The following is a 2,493-nucleotide window of genomic DNA, read 5'->3' on the forward strand; positions in this document are numbered from 1 at the left end:
AGGCTTAACATTCCTCCAGCCTGGAGGCAGGTCTGCAAGAGACGCAAGGAAAGATAGTTTATGGGCTTGCTCCAAGCAAGCCGAGCTTACATCCCCCCACCTGGTTCGGTGGCGGTCCTGCGCTGAAGTTCGAAATTGTCTCCTACAGAGCCATCCAAATAGAACTTTTCTCCTGTCTGAAGGTCGAACCATAAAAGAATTTCAACAGAGTCCTCCGGATGACAGAAGGGAGATTAACAACTATGGATGGCCTTACTGGCAGGAAGATAAACGAACCCGCTCCTGATATTGGCGCGCCAGCCAATCCAGCCAATAGAGCAAAGCAAGATGCACCGTCAAACATTGTAGAGGTCTCGGATGTCATTCCCAAACTCAGCTCATTGTCAATTGCGGTTACTGTGCCTGACAAGACGAGGATCGTATCTTCAACGGATTCAGCGACGGCGATGACTTGCTACGACCTGCGGTGGGCTGCCCTGCCCCGGGAAGTGCTTGAGATAATCGCCAGCTATTTGTCCATCGAAGATCTCAATAATTTTGGGCAAACATCGACGACAATGAGCGATCGCCTGAGTTCATGCGGTCTGGAAGAAGTCCATCACTTCCTCTCTCTGAGCAGACAAAGGCAGACTTCGTGCCGGACAATCATTCAGTCCAGTCATCTACTCCTTGAGTACCTCAGGACATTGTCCATATTTTCTGTTCGTCATTTCCCTGTACAACAGGGCCCGGCCTTTTACTCCTTTTACGCCAGCCATTTGCGCCAGCAGATTCTCGATGGGACCACACTGAGCCTTATACCCAGTGGCGTTTTAGAGGTTCGCCAAAAACATCATCTGCGTGATCATATTCCCTTTGTCATTGAGAAGAAGTCGGATAACTACAGTGATATCCTGGCTCCGGGTCCTGATGGTCAATGGGTCAGGGAAGCTGAGATCACACACGATTACCTGGTCGAATATCATCATCAGCAGGCCGACCATATTTTATTTGTCGAGCAACCCTTTGCGTTGAGAGAAGGACCGTTTCCTTACAATTACACTGGCAAAGAGCATTTTCTATCTGTCTATGAACGCAAGAATGATGCGTGGGTTGAGCAACAACTGACATCGGGTGAGATTTTTCCTGAATGTCAGGATAAGCAAATCTTTAGGATACGCCTGTCACCTGATGCCAAGTCAGCGGTCTGTATTAACATGAGCGACGGTGTTGCTATTCTCGGTCGGGGGGCTGATGGGCAGTGGATCAACAGAGGCAACATTAATACAAGTCTTTATCCCCGGCTGTTCAGTCCTGACAGCAATCATCTTGCGCTTTATGATGGACCATGCATCAAGGTGATGAGCCGGGCAAAAGATGATTCCTGGTCACAAACGGGTGACATTGTTGTTACCAACCCTGCTGATGATCTGAAAGAAACACCCAGCGGCGAAACAGTGAGCGACTTTGATTATCTACGCGTGGTATTCAGTCCGGATAACCGCCATTTTGCTACATGGTTTGAGGAGGCCGGCCATGATTCACATCACAATGATATTCAACGGCGTTATTTCTTTGTCGTCATTTTTGCCCGTGACCCGCAAGGGCAGTGGCGTGAAAAAGAGAGAATCGTTGAATCCTGTAACCGGGCAACCCGATATTTCACTCTTAAACCTGAATTCAGCCTGGATGGTCGGCTTCTGATTATCACCACTCGGGAAAGTATTGATATCTGGGAATTAACTGACGACCAATGGCACAAATCTGCACAGAAGAAGCCCCGGAGCGGCGGCGGTGAAATTCAATTTTCTGTGGACCCTTGTGAATTCATCAGAAGTTGCAATCAAAGCGTAACGATCTGGCGCAAGGCAGCGTCGGGAATCTGGGGCGAGACACAAACATTTCCGGCTGAGTCCCTGGTAGAAAGCAGCCCCAACGGTGAAACCATTGTTTGTAACGATCGTGCCGGACATACTGATATTTATCAACGTAAGCCTTTTGCTGAAACTTTGGGACAGCCATTCGTTGAACCCGCCGCCGTTGAATGGGTCAATCAACGCATTGGGTTTTCCATCATAGGTGCAGGTTTCAATCAGGAAGGTTGTCTTCTGGCTGTGATTCCCAAGACGGGAACGCACAGCCTGATTCTGTTCGGTTTGACGGCAGAAGGGAGCTGGCTGGAAAGGGCCCGTTTGCAAACAGAAGGCAGAATTTTCAAATTTTGCTTCAGCCCTTGCAGCCGCACCCTTCAAGTCCGCAGTTTGTGCCCTCCCACCGGCTCTACCAGAGGACGAGAGTTTTTTTCGCTTTGGCAGATCATGCCCGACAAGGTCACCCAAATGCCTGAACCGGGCACCTCCATTTGACAATGAACTAAATTATTTTCTCATTGTCCAAATAATTAAGACGATGGTGTCAGAATCATATCATTCGCACATCCTTTTGAGATTAACTGAACGACTGTCAGGCAGGATTGAACATGCTGACTATATGAGCTGACTACAAGAACGGTAT

Annotated in this window: 1 protein-coding gene; it reads left to right on the forward strand. The window is 48.7% G+C overall.

What is annotated here, in order from left to right:
* Positions 1 to 242: 242 nt before the first annotated feature.
* Positions 243 to 2,345 carry an F-box protein gene (locus KDK19_RS02590; RefSeq protein WP_257291288.1) on the forward strand — a complete coding sequence of 701 codons (2,103 nt, stop codon included), beginning with the start codon at positions 243 to 245 and terminating at the stop codon, positions 2,343 to 2,345.
* The last annotated feature ends 148 nt before the right edge of the window (positions 2,346 to 2,493 follow it).

Source organism: Endozoicomonas sp. ONNA1, assembly GCF_024606325.1.
GTDB lineage: Bacteria > Pseudomonadota > Gammaproteobacteria > Pseudomonadales > Endozoicomonadaceae > Endozoicomonas_A.